At 69.4% G+C, this 21,466-nt stretch carries 19 protein-coding genes; 7 read left to right on the top strand and 12 right to left on the bottom strand.

Annotation, left to right across the window (positions count from 1 at the left end; all coding sequences use genetic code 11):
• Positions 1 to 8: 8 nt before the first annotated feature.
• The 3 genes from BEP68_RS01025 to BEP68_RS01035 form a co-directional block, all read right to left on the bottom strand.
• Complete coding sequence (locus BEP68_RS01025; protein WP_187248977.1) at positions 9 to 2,921, bottom strand: helix-turn-helix transcriptional regulator; 2,913 nt, start codon at positions 2,919 to 2,921, stop codon at positions 9 to 11.
• A gap of 68 nt (positions 2,922 to 2,989) precedes the next feature.
• Positions 2,990 to 3,229: a hypothetical protein gene (locus BEP68_RS01030; RefSeq protein WP_187248978.1), complete on the bottom strand. Its 240-nt coding sequence runs from the start codon at positions 3,227 to 3,229 to the stop codon at positions 2,990 to 2,992.
• Between the two features lie 184 nt (positions 3,230 to 3,413).
• Positions 3,414 to 3,869 (bottom strand): SRPBCC family protein, encoded by a 456-nt coding sequence (locus tag BEP68_RS01035; protein WP_053098523.1) that lies wholly within the window; start codon positions 3,867 to 3,869, stop codon positions 3,414 to 3,416.
• Positions 3,870 to 3,986: 117 nt separating this feature from the next.
• Here BEP68_RS01035 and BEP68_RS01040 point away from each other — a divergent pair, with 117 nt between their 5' ends.
• Positions 3,987 to 5,021 carry an FUSC family protein gene (locus BEP68_RS01040; protein WP_056276315.1) on the top strand — a complete coding sequence of 345 codons (1,035 nt, stop codon included), beginning with the start codon at positions 3,987 to 3,989 and terminating at the stop codon, positions 5,019 to 5,021.
• Positions 5,022 to 5,043: 22 nt separating this feature from the next.
• Here the strand turns inward: BEP68_RS01040 and BEP68_RS01045 are convergent, their stop codons facing one another.
• Entirely contained in the window at positions 5,044 to 5,241 is a 198-nt protein-coding gene (locus BEP68_RS01045) for a hypothetical protein (protein WP_053098521.1), read from the bottom strand.
• 101 nt (positions 5,242 to 5,342) lie between these two features.
• Here BEP68_RS01045 and BEP68_RS01050 point away from each other — a divergent pair, with 101 nt between their 5' ends.
• Positions 5,343 to 6,011 carry a DNA alkylation repair protein gene (locus BEP68_RS01050; RefSeq protein ID WP_053098520.1) on the top strand — a complete coding sequence of 223 codons (669 nt, stop codon included), beginning with the start codon at positions 5,343 to 5,345 and terminating at the stop codon, positions 6,009 to 6,011.
• 71 nt (positions 6,012 to 6,082) lie between these two features.
• Here the strand turns inward: BEP68_RS01050 and putP are convergent, their stop codons facing one another.
• Positions 6,083 to 7,594, bottom strand: coding sequence for a sodium/proline symporter PutP (gene putP / locus BEP68_RS01055; RefSeq protein WP_187248979.1), 1,512 nt, complete (start codon positions 7,592 to 7,594; stop codon positions 6,083 to 6,085).
• 106 nt (positions 7,595 to 7,700) lie between these two features.
• On the opposite strand from putP, the gene deoD reads away from it, so the two are divergent.
• Both deoD and BEP68_RS01065 read left to right on the top strand, forming a co-directional pair.
• Positions 7,701 to 8,414: a purine-nucleoside phosphorylase gene (gene deoD, locus BEP68_RS01060; RefSeq protein WP_053098518.1), complete on the top strand. Its 714-nt coding sequence runs from the start codon at positions 7,701 to 7,703 to the stop codon at positions 8,412 to 8,414.
• 170 nt (positions 8,415 to 8,584) lie between these two features.
• Positions 8,585 to 11,098, top strand: a complete 2,514-nt coding sequence (locus BEP68_RS01065) for a DEAD/DEAH box helicase (protein WP_187248980.1) — start codon at positions 8,585 to 8,587, stop codon at positions 11,096 to 11,098.
• Here BEP68_RS01065 and BEP68_RS01070 read toward each other — a convergent pair.
• From BEP68_RS01070 to BEP68_RS01080, 3 genes are read right to left on the bottom strand one after another with little or no spacing between them, the layout of a single operon-like run.
• A complete protein-coding gene (locus BEP68_RS01070) occupies positions 11,095 to 12,090 on the bottom strand; it encodes a D-alanine--D-alanine ligase (RefSeq protein WP_187248981.1) in 996 nt (331 codons plus the stop codon). The genes BEP68_RS01065 and BEP68_RS01070 overlap by 4 nt on opposite strands.
• Positions 12,087 to 13,235 (bottom strand): alanine racemase, encoded by a 1,149-nt coding sequence (gene alr / locus BEP68_RS01075; RefSeq protein ID WP_187248982.1) that lies wholly within the window; start codon positions 13,233 to 13,235, stop codon positions 12,087 to 12,089. Before alr ends, BEP68_RS01070 begins: the two co-directional genes overlap by 4 nt.
• Positions 13,232 to 13,840 carry a M15 family metallopeptidase gene (locus BEP68_RS01080; protein WP_187248983.1) on the bottom strand — a complete coding sequence of 203 codons (609 nt, stop codon included), beginning with the start codon at positions 13,838 to 13,840 and terminating at the stop codon, positions 13,232 to 13,234. The genes alr and BEP68_RS01080 overlap by 4 nt, the downstream gene beginning before the upstream one ends.
• Positions 13,841 to 13,942: 102 nt before the next feature.
• On the opposite strand from BEP68_RS01080, the gene BEP68_RS01085 reads away from it, so the two are divergent.
• On the top strand, positions 13,943 to 14,614 hold the full coding sequence (locus BEP68_RS01085) for a response regulator transcription factor (RefSeq protein ID WP_053098514.1): 672 nt from the start codon (positions 13,943 to 13,945) through the stop codon (positions 14,612 to 14,614).
• 28 nt (positions 14,615 to 14,642) lie between these two features.
• Positions 14,643 to 15,719, top strand: coding sequence for a sensor histidine kinase (locus BEP68_RS01090; RefSeq protein ID WP_053098513.1), 1,077 nt, complete (start codon positions 14,643 to 14,645; stop codon positions 15,717 to 15,719).
• Between the two features lie 198 nt (positions 15,720 to 15,917).
• On the opposite strand, the gene BEP68_RS01095 is transcribed toward BEP68_RS01090, so the two are convergent.
• Entirely contained in the window at positions 15,918 to 16,574 is a 657-nt protein-coding gene (locus BEP68_RS01095; protein WP_187248984.1) for an FMN-dependent NADH-azoreductase, read from the bottom strand.
• A gap of 79 nt (positions 16,575 to 16,653) precedes the next feature.
• Here BEP68_RS01095 and BEP68_RS01100 point away from each other — a divergent pair, with 79 nt between their 5' ends.
• Complete coding sequence (locus tag BEP68_RS01100; RefSeq protein ID WP_053098511.1) at positions 16,654 to 16,992, top strand: winged helix-turn-helix transcriptional regulator; 339 nt, start codon at positions 16,654 to 16,656, stop codon at positions 16,990 to 16,992.
• A 164-nt stretch (positions 16,993 to 17,156) separates the two neighbouring features.
• Here the strand turns inward: BEP68_RS01100 and BEP68_RS01105 are convergent, their stop codons facing one another.
• The 3 genes from BEP68_RS01105 to BEP68_RS01115 form a co-directional block, all read right to left on the bottom strand.
• Positions 17,157 to 18,674: an SDR family NAD(P)-dependent oxidoreductase gene (locus BEP68_RS01105; protein ID WP_187248985.1), complete on the bottom strand. Its 1,518-nt coding sequence runs from the start codon at positions 18,672 to 18,674 to the stop codon at positions 17,157 to 17,159.
• A 181-nt stretch (positions 18,675 to 18,855) separates the two neighbouring features.
• On the bottom strand, positions 18,856 to 20,061 hold the full coding sequence (locus BEP68_RS01110) for a hypothetical protein (RefSeq protein WP_187248986.1): 1,206 nt from the start codon (positions 20,059 to 20,061) through the stop codon (positions 18,856 to 18,858).
• A 67-nt stretch (positions 20,062 to 20,128) separates the two neighbouring features.
• Positions 20,129 to 21,346 carry a hypothetical protein gene (locus tag BEP68_RS01115; RefSeq protein WP_187248987.1) on the bottom strand — a complete coding sequence of 406 codons (1,218 nt, stop codon included), beginning with the start codon at positions 21,344 to 21,346 and terminating at the stop codon, positions 20,129 to 20,131.
• Positions 21,347 to 21,466: the final 120 nt, after the last annotated feature.

The following is a 21,466-nucleotide window of genomic DNA, read 5'->3' on the forward strand; positions in this document are numbered from 1 at the left end:
GCGCCTGCTCAACGTACCACGGCAGGCTGACCGGTGTCCCGGAAGTTCGGATTCTTCTGAAGAACAGCCGCCTCGGTGCGGGTGCTCACCCCGAGTTTGCGCAGCACGGCCGACACGTGGACGCTCACCGTCTTGACGCTGATGAAGAGCCGCTCCCCGATCTGGCGGTTGCTCAGACCCTCGGCGATCAGCTCGAGCACCTGCCGCTCCCGGGCGGTGAGCGGGTCGGCATCCGGTTCGACGCCGGTGGTGCCGGATGCCGCAGTGCCGGATGCGGTGCCGGATGCTGCGGCGAGGCCAGCCGCCGCTTGGAAACCACCGACGATCCGCCCCAGGGGAACGTGGCCGAGGCGCTCCGCCTGGCGCATCGCGGCCGAGAGCACGGCGCTCGCCTCTCCTCGGTCTCCCGCGTCGACGAGTGCGCGAGCGAGAGCGAGACGCGTGGTCACCGCGAACGTCACGGGCACATCGCGGTCGTCTGCGTGCTCGACCGCCTGGCGCAGGGCTGCGACGGACGGGAAGAGGAATGCCTCGAGGATCGTCTCCCACCTGTCGCCTCGCAACTGCGGAGGTTGGGCGCGCCACGCGTCGCGCACGTCCGCGACCGCCGCCTCGACCTCGACGCCGGATGCCCGCAGCTCGGCGATGAACCATGCCGCCTCGAGCAGCAGTCGACGCTGATGCAGGGACACCGGCCCCTGATCGGCGAGCATCGCCCTGACCTCACCGAGAGCCCCCGCGAGGTCGCCCCGCCCCTCGGCGACGGCCACGCGCATCATGACCTCGTCGTACCAGATCTGACGTTCGACCCGACCGGTCTCCTCGAATGCGGGGTGCCACTCGCGAAGGATCTCGGCCGCCTCCTCGTGTCTGCCTCGCCACGAGAGCACTCGCACGCGCGTCATCGTGGAGTACATGTGCGAGATGCGCAGGGTCCGCTGAGCGAGCTCGCGCGCCAGCATCCCCTCGACCCGTTCGATCTCGCCCATCTCGAGCAGTGGCACGGCCATGTTCTGCGTCATCAGCGCGCCCGTGGTGCGCTCGACGCCGAAAGCGCGCGCGGGCGCGAGCCCCTCTTCAGCGACCCTGACGGCATCGCGATAGCGCCCCAGCAGGCCGAGCAGATCCGAATAGTTGACCCGGTATCTCATCTCGGCGTTCGTGCCTTTGGCGAGTTGCAGGGCGAGCGCGTACTCGCGGTGCCCCGCGTCGAGGTCGCCGAGGTGCGCGCGGGCTCCGCCCCGGACGTTCGCGGCGATCGATGCCTCGTCGTCCGACCCGGCGCGCGCGGCCCGCTCGCCCGCCTCCGCCGCCAACGCGATCGCCTCGTCGAGTCGCCCCGAGATCATGTAGCGACTGGCGAGCTGGTTCAGCACCGAGGCGCGCAGCCGGTCGTCGTCGACGCCCGCCTCGAGAATTTCGAGCGCCTGCTGCAGCAGCGGGACCGCGCCGGCGCGGCCGAGGTTCATCGTGTAGTACGCCTTGTCGCGCAGCAGCCGGGCGTGCATGCGGGGGTCGACCGTCGTCGGATCGACCTCGGCGAGCGCGAGGTCGACCACGGCGAGCGCCCGTTCTCCGTCTCCCGCGTTGCGCAGCACGGAACCGAGAGTGCGCAGCACCTCGAGGCGCGCCACACCCACGACGGCCTCGGCATCCGGCACCTGGATCCACAGGTCGAGGGCGAGCTCGCCGAAGCGGGCAGCGCTCGCGAAGGCGAACCGCGACTTGGCGTCGGCCATCGCGGTGACGGCCGCGGCGAGCGCTCGCCGGTCGTCTTGCGCGAGCTGCCAGTGATAGGCGAGCGCGGCGGAGTCGGCGGTTTCGGCCCCTGAGCAGTTCTCCTCGAGCGCCTCGGCATACGCCCGGTGCAGCCGCGCTCTCTCGCCCGGGAGCAGATCGTCGTGCACGGCTTCGCGCAGCAGCGCATGCCGGAACCGGTAGTCGTCGTCGACCACGACGAGGATGCCGCTGAGCGTCGCCTCGCGGATCGCCTCGTCGAGGCGGGCTTCGGGCAGACCCGCGAGGCGGTTGACGAGCGGGTGGGTCAGCGGACGCTCGGCTCCCGAGACGACCTGCACCACCCGCCGGGCGTCATCGCTGAGACGGTCGAATCGGGCGAGCAGCAGGTCGCGCAGACTTCCGGGCAGGGGACCGGTCGAGCACCCGGCGAGCTCTTCGACGAAGAAGGGCACGCCCTCGGCTCGATCGTGGATGCGATCGAGCGCCGCGTCTGTCACGGGCTGCCCGGTGAGCGATTCGACGAGCGCACGGACAGCCGAGGTGTCGAGCCGATCGATCGCGACCCTCTCGAGCAGACGCGCGCGGGTGGACTCGCCGATGAAGCGGCTCACGGCATCGCCGCGTCGCACGTCGTCGGAGCGGCAGGTCAGGATCAGGAGGATGCGGCCGTGCCCGAGGGTGCGCAGCAGGAAGGAGAGCAGCGCCAGGGTCGACTCGTCAGCCCAGTGCAGGTCTTCGACGACGAGCACCTGCGGCGCGTGTTCGGCGGCCGCCTCGATGAGCGCCGCGATCGCATCGCGCAGGCGGTCAGGGCTGGTCTGCGATCGCTCGGTGGGGTTGAGCTCGGGCAGCAGCATGCCCAGCGCCTCGACGCCGACGCCGATCTCCTCCCGCACCCGGTCGGCGCCCATGCTCGCGACGATCGACCGGAGGATGCCGGCGAGCGGCCCGAAGGGCGTGCGCGACGTCCCGAGATCGAGGCACCAGCCGACATGCACGTCTGCGCGGTTCGCCACCTCGGCGCTGAACTCGCGCAGCAGTCGCGACTTGCCGATGCCCGCCTCGCCCTCGATGAGCGCGGCCACCGGGACCCCGTCGACCGCTCGCCGGAACAGCTCGCGGATGGTCGCGAGCTCGGTCTCTCGGCCGACCATCGCGGCGCTGGGAGCGGACGGGGGCATGAATTCATCGTGCCACTCCCCTCCGACATCCGGCGTCGCGCTGCCGTCTGCCCGCAGCGGAGCGACGATCACCGGGCGGGTGCCGGTTCGCGGCCCGCGGATGCGCGGCGCTCGGGCTGCCGTGCAGCATCCGTCGCCGCGTCGGTCGTGTGCAGCAGCCGGCCGGCCAGACGCCGGACCGGGCCGGGCTGTCTGCGGACCAGCTGATCGCTGCGCTCCTCGATGACGCGACGGCGTTCCGCCGCGCGAGCGAGCTGCTCCTGGTCGAACTCGGTCGATCTGTAGGCGAGATACGGGTGCTCGAACATGACGTCTCCTCGGTGTGCGATGTCCTCAGAATCCGCTCTGAGTCACCCCGACGACATCGGGAGGATGCCCTATCTTCCGTTCGTGAGTTCCCTAGTCGACGCCGGGCGTGCCGTCCTCCGGGCAGCGAAAGAGGTCCGAGCGGTGATGGGGGCACCACCGCTCGGACCTCAGCTCAGGGGTCGATCAGGCGTCGACGTCGCCGCGCCACGCACCGGTCTCGGTGCCGCGCTTCTCCATGAACTCCTTGAAGTTCTGGAGATCCTTCTTCACCGCGTGCGAGCCCGCGCCCACGAGCGAGCCGACCTTCTCGAGAAGCCCCTCGGGCTCCCAGTCGATCTGCACGGTCACGCGGGTCGTGAGGTCTTCGAGCTTGTGGAACGTCACGACGCCCGCATGCTCGGTCTCACCGCCGATGCTGTTCCACGCGACTCGCTCGTCGGGGTGCTGCTCGGTGATCTCCGCGTCGAACTCGCGCGTCGCGCCGCCCACGTTCACCTTCCAGCGGGTGTGCGTGTCGTCCAGCTGGACGATCGACTCCACCTCGTCGAGGAACTGCGGGAAGCTCTCGAACTGCGTCCACTGGTTGTACGCCACGTCGATGGGAACGTGTACGTCGATGGTCTCGATGATCTGCACCATGTGATGATCCTCACTGTTCGTCGGTCGTGTCATCCCATTCAGCGGCGTTCGACGACTCTTGGCGACGGGGTTGACATCTCCCCTGACGGCACTCGCTAGCCGAGTAGCGTTGCAGGCATGCGCATCCACGCCGCGATCCGCGCCTCGAAGCGCTCACCCCTGCTGCAGGTGGTGAAGTCCGCCGCGGCGACGATCGCCGCATGGATGCTCGCGGGATGGGTGGTTCCGGGACAGCTCCCCGTCTTCGCCGCGATCGCCGCTCTGCTCGTCGTGCAGCCCAGCGTCAACCAGTCGCTGTCGAAGGCGCTCGAACGCAGCATCGGCGTGATCGTCGGCGTGGTGATCGCGGTCGCCCTGGGCCTTCTCCTGGGGTCACCGAGCTGGATCGTGCTGCTCGCCATCGTGGTGGCCATGCTCGTCGCGTGGGCCTTCCGGGCGACGCCCGGCACCGGCAACCAGGTGGCCATCTCGGCGATGCTCGTACTCGCGCTGGGCTCGACTCCCGACTATGCGATCGCGCGCATCTTCGAGACCCTGATCGGCGTGGTCATCGGCATCGTCGTGAACGCCCTGATCGTGCCGCCCGTGCTGGTCGCCCCGGCCCGACGCGATCTCGGGCTGCTGGGCAGCGAGCTCGCCTCGAGCCTCGACCGACTCGCCGATGCGCTGCCCGAACCCCAGACTCCCGCCAGGCTGCATCAGCTCATGCTCGAAGCCAGACTGCTGCGCCCGATGAAGGACGCGGCAGAGGCATCCATCGCTGCGGGTGAGGAATCCCTCACTCTGAACCCGCGCCGGTCGACGCACCGTGAAGAGCTCGTCGAGATGCGCGCACTGCTCGAACGGCTGACGCCCATCGTGACGCAGACCATCGGGATGACGCGCGCCTACTTCGACCACTACGACGACTCCATCGGGGAGGAGCCGGCCGTCACGGCCATCGCGGAGCAGCTGCGGCGCGCAGGGCACGATGTGCGACTGGCTGTGCAGATCGCCGACGTGTCCCCGGAGCCCGAGACACTGACCTCGGCAATCCCGGCACTGACCGCGCCTCTCGTCATCCGGCCGCCCTCGTCGACGCACTGGATCCTCATCGGGTCGCTGATGGAGGACCTCAGGCGCATCCGCGCGGAGCTCGTCGACGAGGAATGACAGGGCGACGCGGCGGCGCCGGTCAGTCCTGCTCGGGGTCGTCGGCGAGCACGTCGCCGTCGTCGTCGTCGCTCTCGTCGCCCGAGCCGGAGGGGACGACCGTCGGCGGCTCTCCCTTGTTGTCCTCGGCGCCGAGGTTGTCGTTCTCCTCGGGGCCGGGCGACGGCTCCGTGCTGATGTCGTTGCGGTCGGTGCTGATGTCGTCGCTGTCGCGAGTCATGGCATTCTCCCTTCGTCGGAGTTCGATCTCCTGCGAGGTTAGGGCCGCATGCCCGCAGAAAGCCCGGGCCTTGACAAGCGCTCCGGGCCTACCCTGGTGACATGTCCGACATGACCGTTCCCGAGGCTCTGGCCGAGCTCGCCGCCCTCGAGGATCCGAAGATGCGCGCCGCGAACGAGAAGCGCGGCGACGACCACGGCATCAATCTCAGCCGCATGCGCACCCTCGCGAAGCGCATCAAGACAGACCAGCCCCTGGCGAAAGAGCTGTGGGCGACCGGCGACACCGCCGCCCGGCTGCTGGCGCTGCTGATCTGCACGCCGCGCGCGTTCACCGCCGACGAGCTCGACGCGATGCTGCGACAGACTCAGGCCCCCAAGGTCAACGACTGGTTCGTGAACTACGTCGCGAAGAAGACCCCCCTCGCGGAGGAGCTGCGGCTGCGCTGGTTCGACGACTCCGACCCGACCGTCGCCGCGGCCGCATGGTCGCTCACGACGGTGCGCGTCGCGAAGGATGCTGAGGGCCTCGACCTCGATCACCTGCTCGATCTGATCGAGCGCGATCTGCAGAACGCGCCCTCGCGGTTGCAGTGGGCGATGAACGAGACGCTCGCCAACATCGGCATCTTCCACCCGGAGCTGCGGTCCAGGGCGCTCGAGATCGGTGAGCGCCTGCAGGTGCTCGCCGACTACCCCACCGCGCCCGGCTGCACCTCGCCGTTCGCGCCGATCTGGATCGGCGAGATCGTGCGGCGGCGCGAGGGCTGAGACCCGACGCGAGGGCTGATCCCCGCATCCGGCGACTCAGCCCTGCGTCCCGCGACTCAGCCCTGCGTCCGTCAGCGAGCGCTGCCGACTGCGGCCCGCGGTGCCGTCAGCATCGCTTCGGCGTCGGTGAACTCCTTCTCGATGTCGTCGTTGCGCGTGTAGGTGACGAGGCTCACCACGACGGCCGCGACGAACGCGAACACGAACGCGGGGAGCAGCTCGTACAGGTCGGTGTCGAGGGCCTTCCAGACGAACACCGTGACCGCTCCGACGAACATGCCCGCGAGAGCACCCCAGTTCGTGAGCTTGCGCCAGAACAGGCTGAGCAGGATGATCGGGCCGAACGCGGCGCCGAATCCCGCCCAGGCGAACGACACGAGCCCGAGGATCGAGTCGTTCGGCGTGATCGCGAGGATGATCGCGATGATCGCGACGACGAGCACCGCCAGGCGGCCCAGCAGCACCAGCCGCTTGTCGGACGGCGGGGTCTTGCGCACCACCTTGTAGAGGTCCTCGACCAGCGCAGACGAGCACACGACCAGCTGGCTCGACACGGTGCTCATGATCGCCGCGAGCACGGCCGCCAGCACGAGTCCGGCGACGAACGGATGCAGCAGCGTCTGCGACATCAGCAGCACCACGGTCTCGGGGTTGTCGAGGGTGATGCCCTGCTGCGCCATGTAGGCGATGCCGACGAGGCCCGAGATGATCGCGCCGAACATCGAGACGACCATCCAGGAGATGCCGATGCGACGCGCGCTCTTCGCCTCCTGCGGCGAGCGCAGCGCCATGAAGCGCACGATGATGTGCGGCTGCCCGAAGTACCCGAGGCCCCACGCCAGGGCCGAGGCGATGGCGAGGAAGGTGCCGCCGGTGACGGCCCCTCCGCCGAGCAGCGACAGGAATCCCTCTCCGGCGTTCTCGGTGATGAGCGTCGACGTCTCCTCGAGTCCGCCGATCGCGATGACGGCGGCGACCGGCACGACGATCAGCGCGATCACCATCATCAGCCCCTGCACGACGTCGGTGAGGGAGGCCCCGAGGAATCCGCCGAAGAGCGTGTACAGCAGCGTGATGCCGCCGACCAGCAGCATCCCGAACAGGTAGTCGCCGTTGAACGAGCTCTCGAAGAAGACGCCGGCGGCGACCATGCCCGACGAGATGTACAGCGTGAAGAACACCAGGATGATGAGCCCCGAGACGATGCGCAGCGACCGGCTGGTGTCGCGGAGCCGGTTCTCGAAGAAGCTCGGGATCGTGATCGAGTTGCGAGACACCTCGGTGTAGGCGCGAAGCCGTGGGGCCACCAGCAGCCAGTTGAGGTAGGCGCCGATCGTCAGCCCGATCGCGATCCAGGCCTCGATCAGTCCAGCGGCGTAGATCGCGCCGGGAAGACCCATCACGAGCCAGCCCGACATGTCGGCCGCACCGGCGCTGATCGCGGCGACCCACGACGGCAGGTTGCGTCCGCCGAGCATGTAGTCCTCGTGGTCGGAGGTGCGCTTGTAGGCGAAGTATCCGATGAGCAGCATGCCGGCGAAGTACAGCCCGAGCGCCCCATACAAGAAGATCTGATCGGACATCGTCGTCCCTTTTCCGCGGTGCCGATCACCGCTCGGTACCGATGATCTCAAGGCGGACGCCGTGGTCCGGGCGCGCCACGCAGAGACCGCTGGTTACGCTGAAGCCATGAGCACGCACATCGCCGCACAGCCCGGTCAGATCGCCCCCGTCGTCCTGTTCCCCGGCGATCCGCTGCGGGCGAAGTGGATCGCCGAGACCTTCCTCGACGACGCCGAGCTGTACTCCGAGACCCGCGGGATGCTGGGCTTCACCGGCACCTGGGAGGGCCACCGCGTCTCGGTGCAGGGTTCGGGCATGGGTCAGCCGTCGATGGCCATCTATGCGACCGAGCTGTTCGAGGAGTACGACGTGCAGACGATCGTGCGCGTCGGCTCGTGCGGGGCGCTGACCGAGAAGCTGCAGGTGCGGGACATCATCATCGCGAACGGCGCCTGCACCGATTCGGGCATCAACAGGGTGCGCTTCCACGGACTCGACTACGCACCTGTCGCGGACTTCGGACTGCTGCGCGCGGCGGTCGAGGCGAGCGAGGCCGAGCCGCTGGACTCGGCCGTCCACGTCGGTCTGCTGTTCTCGAGCGACCAGTTCTACAGCACCCGACCCGAGCTGACCGAGCCGTTCGTGCAGCACGGCGCCCTCGGAGTGGAGATGGAGGCCGCGGGGCTGTACACCCTCGCCGCGTACCACGGGCGTCGCGCTCTGGCCATCTGCACGGTGTCGGATCACATCGTCACCGGCGAGCAGACCACCGCTCAGGAGCGCGAGCAGACCTTCGGCGACATGATCCGCATCGCGCTGCGCGCCGCGACGTCCGTCTGAGTCGTTGCGGGCCGGCCGGCGCGCTCGCTTGCAGGCTCGCTCGCTCGCTCGCTCCCTTGCAGCGAAGGAGATCTCACGCTGCGAAGGACCGCATCCAGCATCCGCTCCTGCACAGCACGTGTTCCCCTTCGCAGGAGGTGCCCTGCCGGAGGTGGGATGATCGACAGACCATGCCTGCGATCCTCGACCACACGACGCTGACCGACGGATCCGATGCGGATGCCGTCTACACGGCGTTCGTCGAATGGGCCGAGTCGACCGGCATCAGCCTCTACCCCGCCCAGGACGAGGCGGTCATCGAGATCGTCTCGGGCAACAACCTGATCCTGTCGACGCCCACCGGCACCGGCAAGTCGCTCGTCGCGGTCGGCGCGCATTTCGCCGCGCTGGTCGAGGGGCGCCGCTCGTTCTACACCGCCCCGATCAAGGCGCTCGTGAGCGAGAAGTTCTTCTCCCTCGTCGACGTCTTCGGCGCCTCGAACGTTGGCATGATCACGGGCGACTCCTCGGTCAACCCGGATGCCCCGATCATCTGCTGCACGGCCGAGATCCTCGCGAACCTCGCACTGCGCCAGGGCACGGATGCCGCGGTGCATCAGGTCGTCATGGACGAGTTCCATTTCTATGCCGACCCCGACCGCGGATGGGCCTGGCAGGTACCGCTGCTCGAGCTGCCGCAGGCGCAGTTCATCCTCATGTCGGCCACCCTGGGCGACGTGTCGCAGCTGTCGAGCGACCTCACCCGCAGGACCGGCCGTGACACGGCATCCGTCACCGGCGTCGAGCGCCCGGTTCCGCTGCACTACTTCTATGAGACGACGCCGATCCACGAGACGATCGACGACCTGCTGAGCACGGGCCAGGCGCCGATCTACGTCGTGCACTTCTCGCAGGCCGCTGCGATGGAGCGGGCCCAGGCGCTGTCGAGCACGAAGGTCGCCACGCGCGAGCAGCGCGACGAGATCGCGGCCCTGATCGGCGGTTTCCGCTTCACGACCGCCTTCGGCAAGACCCTCTCCCGCTTCCTCCGCGCGGGCATCGGCGTGCACCATGCCGGGATGCTCCCGAAGTATCGACGTCTGGTCGAGCAGCTCGCCCAGCGAGGTCTGCTGCGCGTGATCTGCGGCACCGACACGCTCGGCGTCGGCATCAACGTGCCGATCCGCACGGTGCTGCTGACCGCTCTGACCAAGTTCGACGGCACCCGGATGCGGCAGCTCAGCGCCCGCGAGTTCCACCAGATCGCCGGGCGGGCGGGCCGCGCGGGCTTCGACACGGCCGGCACCGTGGTCGCCCAGGCTCCGGAGCACGAGAGCGAGAACGTCGCCGCGATCAAGAAGGCCGGCGACGACCCGAAGAAGAAGCGCAAGATCGTGCGCAAGAAGGCTCCTGATGGCTTCGTCTCGTGGGGCGAGCCGTCGTTCCGCAAGCTGATCGACGCCGAGCCCGAGACCCTCACCTCGCACATGCAGATCACGAGCGCCATGATGCTCAACGTGATCGGGCGCGGCGGCGACGTCTTCGGCAACATGCGCGCACTCGTCTACGACAACCACGAACCTCGCAAACGACAGCGCGAACTCGCTCTGCGCGCCATCGGCATCTACCGCACGCTGCTCGAATCGGGCGTCGTCGAGCAGACGGCCGACGGCGAGATCCGCCTGACCGTCGATCTGCAGCCGAACTTCGCCCTGAACCAGCCGCTGTCTCCGTTCGCTCTCGCCGCCTTCGAACTGCTCGACCGCGACCCGGCTGCCGGCACTGGAACCGGGTCGTACGCCCTGGACATGATCTCGATCGTCGAGTCGACGCTCGATGATCCGCGGGCGATCCTCGGACAGCAGGAGTTCCTGGCACGGGGCGAGGCCGTCGCCGTCATGAAGCGCGAGGGCATCGAGTACGACGAGCGCATGGAGCTGCTCGAGGAGATCACATATCCGAAGCCTCTCGACGAGCTGCTGACCGCCGCATTCGAGACGTTCAGCGCCGCGCAGCCGTGGATCCGCGACTTCGAGCTGCATCCGAAATCCGTCGTCCGCGACATGTACGAGCGAGCCATGTCGTTCGGGGAATATGTCGCGTACTACAAGATCGCGCGGTCGGAGGGCGTCGTGCTGCGCTACCTCTCCGACGCCTATCGGGCGGCCTCGCAGACCATCCCCGAAGAGGCGAAGGACGAGGATCTCCGCGACCTGATCGAGTGGTTGGGCGAGCTGGTGCGCCAGGTGGATTCGAGCCTGCTCGACGAGTGGGAGGAGCTGGTCAACGGCGTGCTCCACGGCCCGGACGACGAGCCGATCGTTCCGCCGGCGCCGAAGAGACTGACATCGAACGTCCGCGCCTTCCGCACTCTCGTGCGCAACGAGCTGTTCCGTCGAGTGCAGCTGGCCGCCCGCGAGGACGTCGCCGCCCTCGCCGAACTCGACCCGAGCTTCGGCGCCGACGCCTGGTCGGATGCGCTCGACGGATACTTCGCCGATCACGACGAGATCCTCACGGGCGCGAACGCCCGCAGCTCTCAGCTGCTGCTCCTGACCGAGGGTGCGACGGAGTGGACCGTCCGTCAGATCCTCGACGACCCGGCGGGCGACCACGACTGGGGCATCTCGGCCACCGTCGACCTCGCCGCCTCCGACGAAGAGGGCGCGGCCGTGGTCACCGTGACGGGCGTCGACCGCCTCTAGGCGACCCGCTCGAGGCCGGCCCTCCGGCGCGCACCGTCACCGCCTGGCACCTCAGCGGCTCGCACGAGGCGCGACACGAGGTCGACGTACGACACATCGGCCGCCGCGAACATGCGCGGCGCCTGCGAGGCCGCGGTGAGCCCCGGCATCGTGTTGACCTCGTTCAGCACCGGGCCCTCGGCGGTGAGGAAGAAGTCCATCCTGGCGACCCCGGCGCATCCGAGGGCGTCGAACATGGTCAGCGCCGCACGCGTGAGCGAGGTCGACTCGGCCGTCGACAGCTGCGCGGGCACGGTGAATCGCGCGCTGCCGTCGTACTTCGTGGCGGTGTCGAAGAGGCCGGCGGCGTGGATCTCGAGCGGCGGCGCCGCCCAGCGGACGCCACCGGCTTCGCGCAGGACGGCGACATCGATCTCCCTCCCCTGCACGACCTCTTCGATGAGGATGCGGCGGTCGAACCGCGCCGCCTCGCGGAGCGCCGGCCCCAGTTCATGCTCTCCCCGCACGAGCGAGACGCCGTAGCTCGAACCGGCCGACAACGGCTTCACCACCACGGGCCCCTCGAACTCGGCATCGCCGCAGTCCGCCGCATCGACGACGCGTCCCCGTGCCGTGCGCAGCCCTGCCGCTTCGGCGACGAGCTTGGTGGCCCACTTGTCCATGCCGATGGCGCCGGCCCGCGGACCCGATCCGACCACGCGCACCCCTGCGAGACCGCACAGTGCCGCGAGTGCTCCGTCCTCCCCCAGGGGTCCATGCACGGCGGGGAATACGACGTCGCAGTCGGCGAGGAGCGGCATCGCGAGAGCGAGGGATCCGGCGGCGGTGGCACCCTCCGAGACGCCCGCCACCTCCCACACGCCCTGCCGCGAGATCGTCACCGTGCTCACGTCGTATCCCCCGAGCCGCAGGGCCTCTGCGACCGCTGCCGCAGAGGCGAGCGACACCTCGTGCTCGGCGTTCTGCCCTCCCCCGATCACCAGCACTCTCATGCGATGGCCCTCTCGACGCGGGAGCCGATGCCCGTCACGACGGTGTGCGGGATGCTCCCCGCCCACCGCGCCCACTCCTGCATACTCGGCACCGCGCCCCCCTCGGGTCCGAAGACCACGACCGTGGTGCCCCTCGGCATCGAGACGTCACCCGTGTCGATCACGATCTGATCCATCGACACGCGACCGACGATCGGGCACCGGATGCCGTCGACCGCCACCCCTGCGCCCGCACCGAGCTCCCGCGGGATGCCGTCGGCATACCCGACCCCGATCACGCTCAGATGCGAGGTGCGCGTCGTCACATATGCGCCGCCGTAGCCGATCGCGGTGCCCGCCGGCACGACACTGCTGTGCACGACCGATGCCGTCAACCGCGCCGCCCCCTGCAGCGGCACCGTCTCCGACGGATCGATGCCGACGAGCCCAGCGCCGACCCTGACCATGCCGAAGTGCGTGGCGGCATCCGTCAGCGTTCCGGACGTCGCCGCGAGATGCACGAGCAGAGGACCGAATCCGGCACGCAGCACGGCATCCCTCGCCTGTCGCATCCGGAGCACGGCGGGCGCGTTCTTCGCCGGGTCGGCGGCGTCGGCGTCTGGCAGGTGCCCCATCACCCCGACGACGTCGATGCGTGCACGACCCGAGTCGCGGCCCGTGCGAGCCACCCGCAGCAGCTCGGCCCAGTCCTCGAGCGGTACGCCGCCCCGCGACATGCCCGTGTCCATGTGCAGATGCACGCGAACGCACCCGTTCGGCAGCGCCGACGCATCCGCGATCAGCTGCCGCAGCTCCTCGACAGAGCCGACAGCCAGATCGACGCGATCCGCGACGACCTGCGCGACGTCGACCCCGGCGGGGTTGAGCCAGGCGAGGATCGGCACCTCGACACCCGCCGCACGCAGCGGGGCGGCATCCTCGGCATCCGTGATCCCGAGCCACTCGGCCCCGGCCGCGATCGCCGCGAGAGCGACGGTCACGGCGCCGAGGCCGTAGCCGTCGGCCTTGACGACCGCCATGATGCGGGCATCCGTGGCCGATCGGATCCGCTCGACGTTCGCTCCGATCGCGTCAGGGATCGTGTGCAGTGTCGGCGGGTGAACGCGCGAGAGGGTGAGGCGTGGAGTGGTGAGCGCCGTGGTCATCGCTGCGTCCTGGGATCGGTGGTCGGGTCGTCGTACATCAGCGGGCACCCGTTCGCCGGGGCCGCCGGCCGCAGCTCGAAGTGCCAGCGCTCATTCGCGTAGATCTGGCAGAGGCCGAAGTCCGCGCCGTGGCGTGACAGCCAGTCCTGAGCGGCGAGAGGGCCGAGGTCGACCGCGTCTCCGGATACGTGCTCGGAGTTCTCGGGGGTGGCGACCCAGCGCGCGGCCTCCTCTTCGGAGCCGTACTCGACGACCGCATCCTGACGCAGCACCTGCTGGTAGTCGGCCGACCGCCAGCCGCTGTTCACATGCATCCGCACGCCGTCGTGCTCGGCAGCGGATGCGGCAGCGCGCACGGCGGCGAGCAGGTCGGAGTCGAGATTCGTCACGGCGGGCGTGTCGTCGAACACCGAGACGGCGCCCTCCTCGCGGATCATCCCGTCCGCCTCGCTGAGGGACGACGGCGCGACGGTCGGCACGACGGATGCCGACGCCAGAGACTGCTGACCGATCAGCACGACCGAGACCGTGAGAGCGACGGCGAGCAGGGCGGCACCGACGATCGCGGTGAGGCGTCGCCGTGAGGAGGTGGAGCGAGTGTTCATGTCCTCAGTCAAGAAGGAGGCGTGTTGCGACGACGTATGCGATTTCTCATATGCTCCCGATATGTCCGGGTGCGTAAGCTCTGAGCACATGGGAGCTGTGTCGTGCGTGTGCTGATCGTCGAGGACGAGCCCTATCTCGCGGAGGCTGTTCGAGACGGCCTGAGGCTCGAGGCGATCGCGGCGGACATCGCCGGCGACGGCGACACGGCCCTCGAGCTGCTCAGCATCAACTCCTACGATCTCGCGGTACTCGACCGCGATATCCCCGGTCCGTCGGGAGACGATGTGGCGAGGTCGATCGTGGCCTCGGGCAGCGGCATCCCGATCCTCATGCTCACCGCGGCCGATCGCCTCGACGACAAGGAGTCGGGTTTCGAGATCGGCGCCGACGACTATCTCACCAAGCCGTTCGAGCTGCGCGAGCTCGTGCTGCGCCTGCGGGCGCTCGACCGTCGTCGCCACCGCGCCAGGCCGCCGGTTCTCGAGGTCGCAGGGCTGCGTCTCGATCCGTTCCGCCGCGAGGTCTTCCGTGACGGCAAGTACGTGGCCCTGACGCGCAAGCAGTTCGCGGTGCTCGAGGTGCTCGTCGATGCGGGCGGCGGAGTCGTGAGCGCCGAGCAGCTGCTCGAGCGCGCGTGGGATGAGAACGCCGACCCGTTCACGAACGCTGTGCGCATCACGGTCTCGTCGCTGCGCAAGCGACTGGGCGAGCCGTGGCTGATCCTCACCGTCCCCGGCGTCGGCTACCGCATCGGAACGGATGCCGATGGCTGATCCCGTTCGGCCCGTGAGGCGCCGCGGCATGAGCGCCCGCTGGAAGCTCACGCTGAGCTATGCGGGCGTCGTGGTCGTGTCAGGCATCGGTCTGCTCGCGGCCGTCGCCGTATACCTGCTGCGGTATGTACCGGATGCCGCGATCATCGCCGACCGCTTCGTGCCGAACCGCTCGGACCTGATCCGCGCATTCATTCCGGCTGCGATCGTGATGATGCTCGTGCTGCTCGCGATCGGAATCGGCGGCGGATGGATCATCGCCGGACGGATGCTGGCCCCCCTCGACCGCATCGGACGGGCAGCGCAGCTCGCCGCGCAGGGGTCGCTGTCGCACCGGGTCGCCCTCGAGGGACCGCGCGACGAGTTCCGTGATCTGGCCGATGTCTTCGACTCGATGCTCGAGCAGCTCGAGGCGCACATGGGCGAGCAGCAGCGGTTCGCCGCCAACGCCTCGCACGAGCTGCGTACCCCGCTCGCGATCTCGCAGGCGATGCTGGAGGTCGCCCGCAACGACCCCGACCGCGACGTCGACGCGCTGATCGACCGACTGCACGAGGTCAATGCGCGCGCGATCGAGCTGACCGAGGCCCTGCTGATGCTGAGCCGTGCCGAGCGCCGCGCGTTCACCCGCGAGCCGGTCGACCTGTCACTGCTCGCCGAGGAGTCGACCGAGACGCTCCTGCCGTCGGCCGAGCGACGTGGTGTGTCCATCGACGTCGGCGGTGACACCGCGAACGTGCTCGGATCCCCCGCCCTGCTCCAGCAGCTGATCACGAACCTGGTGCACAACGCGATCGTTCACAACCTGCCCGCAGGCGGCACGGTCATCGTGCGGACGCATGTTCTGCCGCAGGCGGTGGCGTTGGTGGTCGAGAACACGGGCGACGTGCTGCCCGCCCATCTCGTCGCGACGCTCGCGGAGCCGTTCCAGAGAGGTGCCGACCGCACGCGCGGCGAGGATCACGGCGGTGTCGGCCTGGGCCTCGCCATCGTGCAGCGCATCGCCCAGGCGCATGACGGATCGCTCGTGCTCACCGCTCGGCACGGCGGGGGTCTGAACGTGACGGTGTGGCTGCCGCATCCGTTCCCCCGCCCCCTCGCCTGAGGCGGCGGTCGGTCGTCTGGAGGTCCGGGTCCTGCACGGTCGTCCGGTTCCTGTGCCGTCTGCAGGACCGAGGCACGGATGCAGGACCAGAAACCGTGTTCTGACCCCGCATCCGTGCCCTGATCCTGCAGACGGGACGCCTGGAGGGGCGGGACCAGACGGGATGCCTGGAGGGGCGGGACCGCTCAGGATGCCGCGTCAGGCGACCTGGTCGCCCCGCAGTGCGGCGAGCTCGCGTCCGTACGTGCGCGCCGACTCCTCGGCGTTCTCCTTGAGCTCGCGGGCGGTGTCGGCGAAGGCGTCGAGAGCGGGGTTCACGCCGACCAGGGTGAACGGACGCTCGACGATGCGCAGGTCGAGGCCCCAGACGTCCTCGAGCACGCGGCGCAGCCATCCGGTGGAGTGGTCCCAGCCCTCCTTGGGCGTTCCGGGGGCGTAGTTGCCGCCGAGCACGGTGACGAGGGTCGCCGGCTTACCGCGCAATGCGGTGCCCTGCGGGTCGATGCGGGAGTCGGTGTAGGCCAGGTCGAACCAGGTCTTGAAGTGCTGCGAGACGCCGTAGTTGTAGAGCGGCACGGCGAAGAGCAGCGCGTCGGCGCCGATCAGCTCGTCGGCGAAGGTGGTGGCGAGGGCGCGCGCTGCGCGCTGAGCGTCGGTGCGCTCGGCGTCGTCGACGAATCCGCCGGTCACGGCATCCGCCCATGCCGTCGCGGGCACGGGGTCGGCGGCGAGGTCGCGGCGGGTGACCGTGGAGTCCGGGTGCGAGGCGGTCCACTCGGCTTCGACGAGGTCGGCGAGCGAACGGCTGGCGGACGACGCGGGCAGGATGCTGGCATCCAGGCGGAACAGGGACATGAGGAGTGCCTTTCGTTTTTCGTAGTCACTCTGTTTTTCTTAGCGACTCGCGTTAACGTAGCACAGGTATGATGGGCGCATGGCCGAGATCGACGAAGAGCGTCACGTCTGCGACGCCGCCGTCACACTGGCCTTCAGCGTGCTCGGCAAGCGCTGGAACGGCATGATCGTCTCGTCGCTCGGCGGCGGTCCTTCGACGTTCGTCGCGCTGCGCCGCGGGGTGTCAGGCATCAGCGACACCGTGCTCTCCGACCGGCTGGCAGAGCTCGCCGAGGCCGGGCTCGTGGCCCGCGCGGTCGACGCCGGTCCGCCTGTCACGGTCTCGTACTCACTGACCGACAGCGGACGTGGGCTGCTGCCCATCCTCGATCAGCTCGGCACCTGGGCGTCCGAGAACCTCGAGATCCGCGCGCACTGACCGTCGCGTGCGGCCCAGGGTGGCGACCGGCACACCGTTCGCAGGACCGAAGCCCGGACGCAGGACCAGATTCCCCGTCCCATCCTGCAGACGGGATCCCATCCTGCAGACGGCACAGGTCCGGCGGTGCAGTCACGGCAGCCCGCAGCTCAGAGGCCGCCGACTCACCAGGGGCTGGGCTCGTAGTCCTTCAGGAACACGCCGTGAATGTCTTCGCCGGCCTCGCCGCGCACGATCGGGTCGTACACGCGGGCCGCTCCGTCAACGAGGTCGAGCGGGGCGTGGAAGCCCTCCTCGGCCAGGCGCACCTTGGTGAAGTGGGGGCGCTCGTCGGTGATCCAACCGGTGTCGACGGCGGTCATGAGGATGCCGTCGGTCTCGAGCATCTCGCCGGCGCTCGTGCGCGTCAGCATGTTCAGCGCCGCCTTGGCCATGTTCGTGTGCGGGTGACCGGGACCCTTGTACCGGCGCGAGAACTGCCCCTCCATCGCCGAGACGTTGACCACGTACTTGCGGTTCGCCGACGAGGCCGCCATCGAGGCGCGCAGGCGACTGATCAACAGGAACGGCGCCGTCGTGTTGGCCAGCTGCACCTCGAGCATCTCGAGCGGATCGACCTGGTCGATCGACTGCACCCAGCTGTTCGTGCGGTTGACGTCGGGCACGAGTCCGCCGGCGTCGATGGCGGTGCCGTCGGCGTGCTTCTCGAGCGACGACGATCCGGGGGCCATCGCGAGGCGTGCGAGGTCTTCGGCCGTCAGCGCCTGACCGCCCTGTTCGGCGACGGTGCCGCCGAGCGCCGCGACGGACAGCAGCGGATGCGCATCGACCGAAGCCTGCAGCGCCTGCGGATGCGGATCGGCGGTGTGTCCGAACGTCTCCATCTCGGGCAGCGGTCCGTCGGGAAGCGGCTGCAGCTCGGCATCCGCCAGGAGAGAGTATGACCCCGGTGAGCGGCGCACGGTCTGCGCGGCGTTGTTGATCAGGATGTCGAGCGGTCCCTGAGCCGCGACCGAGTCGGCGAGGCCGATCACCTGAGCGGGGTCGCGCAGGTCGATGCCGACCACGCGCAGGCGGTGTAGCCAGTCGCCCGAGTCGGGCAGCGCCGAGAACCGACGAACCGCATCGCGGGGGAATCGTGTCGTGATCGTCGTGTGCGCGCCGTCGCGCAGCAGTCGCAGGGCGATGTGCATGCCGATCTTCGCGCGGCCGCCGGTCAGAAGCGCTCGCTTGCCGGTCAGATCGGTGCGGGCGTTTCGCTTGCCGTGACTGAAGCGGGCGCAGTCCGGGCAGAGCTGGTGATAGAACGCATCGACCACCGTGTAGGGCTGCTTGCAGATGTAGCAGTTGCGCGGCTTGAGCAGCTCGCCGGCGATCGGGGCGTCGACGACGCTGGTCGCGAGGTCGTGCCCGCGGGTCTCGTCGTCGATGCGGTCGGGAGCGCCGGTCGCCGTGCGGGCGACGACCGCCTTGTCGGCGTCGGCGATCGCGTCGCGGATCTCCTTGCGACGCACGCGCTTGACCGCCTTGAACATCGCGGCCGTCGCATGACGCACGGCCACGAAGTCGGGGTGCTCGTTGTCGATCTGGTGCAGCTCCGACAGGACTCGCAGGGTGGTGGCGAGATCCTCGGGGTCGATACCGGCACCCAGGTCGGAGGCGGCGTCGGGTGCATCGGTCATTGTGCCGATTTTACGCGACTTCTCGGGGTGTCTTCCTGGGAGCGCGGGCGGGGCGCCGGGGCTCGACCTCCACAACTCCGGAGACGCGCGCACCACCGGGTTCGCGCTCCCCGGAACGGCGCACCTCGGGGAACGAGAGCCACGTGGATCTCCGGAGTTGTGGAGCGGTACCTCGCGCCGGTCAGTGGCCGGCGGCGCCGACCACGACGAACTCGCCGGGCACGACGTCGAGCGTCGCCTCGGCCGCGACCTCGCCGGTGTGCAGATCGACGGCGACGATGCGGTTCTCTGCCGGCTCGGTCACGTAGGCGACGTCGCCGACCACGCGGAGTCCCGGGTGCGGCTGCTGCCATTCGTCGGGGCTCTCCCACGGCTCGATGACATCCCACGAGTCGACCATCGCGCCGGTCTCGTCGAGCACGTTCAGGGTGCCGTCTGATGCGAGCACGATGATGTTGTCGTGCCCGTCGCGGCCGACTCCGCGCCACGTGTACTCGACGCCCTCCGGGAGGTCGACCACCGACAGGCTCTGCGCGTCGGTGTCGACGAGCGCGAGCTGCGACAGCAGGTAGCCCTCCTGATCGGGGTCGGACTTGTAGTCCAGGGCGGCGATCGCACTCGTCTCGGTCACGTACGCGTTGCCCGAGCGACCGAAGTCGTCAGGCGCCTCGAGCTTGGTGAACGCTCCGTCGGCGAACACCAGCACGCCGTCTTCGCAGCCGAACACGATGGTCTCGCCCTTGAGCGCGCCTTCGCCGTGCACCCCGGGGCACTGCTCGTTGCGGGCGAGCTCGCCGCCATCCTCGGCGAGCAGGCGGGCGCCGCTGCGCGACTCCGACGTGCCGATGGTCGACAGCAGCGTGCCGTCGGACAGCTCGATCGCGACTCCGTGATGAGCGGCCTCCGATGCGACGGTCCGCGAGTCCGGCAGCGTGCCGGTGCCGACGGCATCCGTGTCGAAGAGCGTCACGTCTCCGGTGCCGTCGTCGAACAGAGCGGTGCGCCCGGCATGCGGGGTGGCGTGGCCCGGGGTGACGGCGTCGAAGATCTCGCCGGTGAACTCCACGGTGTCCGAGGCGAGGCCGGTGTCGAGCACGTGGAATCCGTCGGCCGCGGTGACGAAGACGTGTCCGTCGTGGTCGCCGGCCGGGTTGACGCGCAGGAAGCCGTCGAGCTCGGCGGAGTCGACGGTCTCGAGGGTCTCGCCGTCGAGCACGGTGATGCCGCCGTCATAGGCGATGGCGACTCTGGTGTCGCCTTCGTGGTCCGACGACGACTCGGGCTCTCCGGATGCCGACGGCGCGGCGGTCGCGCATCCGACGAGTGCGACCACGGCGAGCGTGGCGATCGCGCCGGCCGCGAGGCGGCTGCGGGCGGGTCGATGCATGGGTGTCTCCTTCTTCTGGGGGGTGCGCGGGTGCGCGTGACGGCGGATGCCGTCGATGAGTCCGGTGTCAGCCGACGAGCTGGAGGTACTGCGGATCGAGGCCGTCGAAAGTGCGGGAGACCGTGCCGTCGCCGTGGTTGATCTCGTGCACCGCGCCTGTGGCCGGGTCGGAGACGTACGCGTGATCGGCGTCGATGACGAGGTGCACGAGGTCGCGCAGGGCAGGGTCCGCGACGGATGCGGCGAGCAGGGCGCTCGTGCGCACGAGTTCCGAGCCGTCGGCGGCCAGCACCCGCACGGTGCCGTCCGCCGCGATCACGACGGTGCGGCTGTCGTCGTCGCCGATGGCCACGGCGCGCAGCAGCGGGGTGTCCGTGGCGAGCAGCATCCATTCGCGGGCTCGGGAGTCGAGCAGCCAGGCGCCTCTGTCGCCGGCGACGCCTGCGAGATCCGGTCGGTCCGCGCGTCCGGCGAGAATCGGTGCCGCGACGGCGCCTGCGGGGTAGGGGATCGACTCGGCGACGAGCGCACCGCCGACTTCGCGGGTCACGACCACGGCACCGGCGTCGCACGCGAAGACGGCGCCGACACGGGTGAGGTCGACGTCGGTCGCGTTCGTGCAGGGCACGGTGTTGCCGGTCGCGGTGCCTTCCGCGTCGAGGATCTCGATCGTCTCGCCGGTGGCGGCGAGGAGGTGCCCAGAGAAAGGCAGCACGGGACCGGCCGGGTCGACGGGGAGGGTGAGGCGAGGTGTGTCGTCGAGATCGGCGAGCTTCTCGTGATCGATGAGGGCGACGTCGCTGCCGAAGCGGATGGCGGTCGCACTGTCACCGACTCGGATGTCGACAGGGCCCTCTCCGTCGATGGTTCCGAGCACCCCCGCGTCGCCGAAGAAGGAGTGCGAGTGGTCGCCGTGCGGCACCGTCCAGCGGCCGGAGTCGATCACGTCGACGACCGTGCGGTCTCCCTCGACATGGGTCACGTGGGCGAAGCGGCCGACGCCGAGCACGGCATCCGCATCCGCGTCCCCCTCTGCGAGCGTCGAGCGTTCTTCGGTCTCGAGGTCGAGCAGGGTCAGCTCGCCGTCCGCGTCGGCGACGACGAGCGCGAGAGCCGGCGATGCGACCTCGGCCGCTCCCCCGCCGGCGACCCCGTCGTTCGGCGGAATGCTCGCGCTCGATGCAGGAGCCGGGGCATCGGATGCTGCGCACGAGGTCACCGTCAGGGTGGCCGCGAGCAATGACACGAACAGGAGAGTGCGGCCGGCGCGGGGAGAGGGGGTCACAGGAGCCCACTTTATTGATAACGATTCTCAGTATCAAGTCGGGGCCATTTCCGGTCATCGTCGTGTCGTTCCGACACCGTCCGTGTGCGCCGGCTCGGTGACACATGCTTCCCTCGGCCA

This window comes from Microbacterium sp. 4-7 (genome assembly GCF_014332665.1).
Taxonomy (GTDB): Bacteria; Actinomycetota; Actinomycetes; order Actinomycetales; family Microbacteriaceae; genus Microbacterium.

Excerpts from the sequence above, each read along its gene's own strand:
- BEP68_RS01025 (WP_187248977.1), bottom strand. The coding sequence starts at position 2,921 with ATGCCCCCGTCCGCTCCCAGCGCCGCGATGGTCGGCCGAGAGACCGAG.
- BEP68_RS01030 (WP_187248978.1), bottom strand. The coding sequence starts at position 3,229 with ATGTTCGAGCACCCGTATCTCGCCTACAGATCGACCGAGTTCGACCAG.
- BEP68_RS01035 (WP_053098523.1), bottom strand. The coding sequence starts at position 3,869 with ATGGTGCAGATCATCGAGACCATCGACGTACACGTTCCCATCGACGTG.
- BEP68_RS01040 (WP_056276315.1), top strand. The coding sequence starts at position 3,987 with ATGCGCATCCACGCCGCGATCCGCGCCTCGAAGCGCTCACCCCTGCTG.
- BEP68_RS01045 (WP_053098521.1), bottom strand. The coding sequence starts at position 5,241 with ATGACTCGCGACAGCGACGACATCAGCACCGACCGCAACGACATCAGC.
- BEP68_RS01050 (WP_053098520.1), top strand. The coding sequence starts at position 5,343 with ATGTCCGACATGACCGTTCCCGAGGCTCTGGCCGAGCTCGCCGCCCTC.
- putP (WP_187248979.1), bottom strand. The coding sequence starts at position 7,594 with ATGTCCGATCAGATCTTCTTGTATGGGGCGCTCGGGCTGTACTTCGCC.
- deoD (WP_053098518.1), top strand. The coding sequence starts at position 7,701 with ATGAGCACGCACATCGCCGCACAGCCCGGTCAGATCGCCCCCGTCGTC.
- BEP68_RS01065 (WP_187248980.1), top strand. The coding sequence starts at position 8,585 with ATGCCTGCGATCCTCGACCACACGACGCTGACCGACGGATCCGATGCG.
- BEP68_RS01070 (WP_187248981.1), bottom strand. The coding sequence starts at position 12,090 with ATGAGAGTGCTGGTGATCGGGGGAGGGCAGAACGCCGAGCACGAGGTG.
- alr (WP_187248982.1), bottom strand. The coding sequence starts at position 13,235 with ATGACCACGGCGCTCACCACTCCACGCCTCACCCTCTCGCGCGTTCAC.
- BEP68_RS01080 (WP_187248983.1), bottom strand. The coding sequence starts at position 13,840 with ATGAACACTCGCTCCACCTCCTCACGGCGACGCCTCACCGCGATCGTC.
- BEP68_RS01090 (WP_053098513.1), top strand. The coding sequence starts at position 14,643 with ATGAGCGCCCGCTGGAAGCTCACGCTGAGCTATGCGGGCGTCGTGGTC.
- BEP68_RS01095 (WP_187248984.1), bottom strand. The coding sequence starts at position 16,574 with ATGTCCCTGTTCCGCCTGGATGCCAGCATCCTGCCCGCGTCGTCCGCC.
- BEP68_RS01100 (WP_053098511.1), top strand. The coding sequence starts at position 16,654 with ATGGCCGAGATCGACGAAGAGCGTCACGTCTGCGACGCCGCCGTCACA.
- BEP68_RS01105 (WP_187248985.1), bottom strand. The coding sequence starts at position 18,674 with ATGACCGATGCACCCGACGCCGCCTCCGACCTGGGTGCCGGTATCGAC.
- BEP68_RS01110 (WP_187248986.1), bottom strand. The coding sequence starts at position 20,061 with ATGCATCGACCCGCCCGCAGCCGCCTCGCGGCCGGCGCGATCGCCACG.